Origin of the sequence: Bacteroides sp. CAG:633 (assembly GCF_000435115.1) — a bacterium.
In the GTDB taxonomy this organism is placed as follows: domain Bacteria; phylum Bacteroidota; class Bacteroidia; order Bacteroidales; family Bacteroidaceae; genus Bacteroides; species Bacteroides ndongoniae.
Window position 1 is genome coordinate 1 of the sequence record NZ_FR883131.1, and the last position, 501, is coordinate 501.

The window sequence follows — 501 nt, forward strand, 5'->3', positions numbered from 1 at the left end:
TGTCTTGTACTGATATAGGTAGACACATTTTAATAACAAAAATGTGAATCAACAATGAGGAAAAAACACAGTCGTTTCAGTGAAGAGGATCGAATATCTCTTCTTCGTGCTTATTATCAGTCAGGCCTGAGCAAGTATTCTTTTTGCAAACTTCACTCACTCAGCGGTCTTAGGCTTTTAAATTATTGGATAGAAAAGTATGGTGATAAAGTAAAATCACTATCTTCGCCTTCGATAACTTCAACGGAAGAAGATATGGCCAACCGCAGCAAAGAAAGTTACCGTGAAGAGAACGCTCAGTTGAAGAAGCGCATCAAGGAATTGGAGAAAGCGCTTTCTTTCTCTCGTTTAGAAACGGAAGCACGCGATTTGATGATTACGCGTGCCGAGGAGTATTTTAACATCCCGATCCGAAAAAAATCTGGGGCCAAGTAGTGAAGGAACTGGTCAGCGGGCGCGGTCTGAAGGTCGCCCCCGCCTGCCGTCTATTTGGCCATTGCC

At 43.3% G+C, this 501-nt stretch carries 1 protein-coding gene; it reads left to right on the forward strand.

Annotated features, from left to right (window positions below):
- Positions 1-54 precede the first annotated feature (54 nt).
- Positions 55-435 (forward strand): transposase, encoded by a 381-nt coding sequence (locus QVP67_RS12920; RefSeq protein WP_022163982.1) that lies wholly within the window; start codon positions 55-57, stop codon positions 433-435.
- Positions 436-501: the final 66 nt, after the last annotated feature.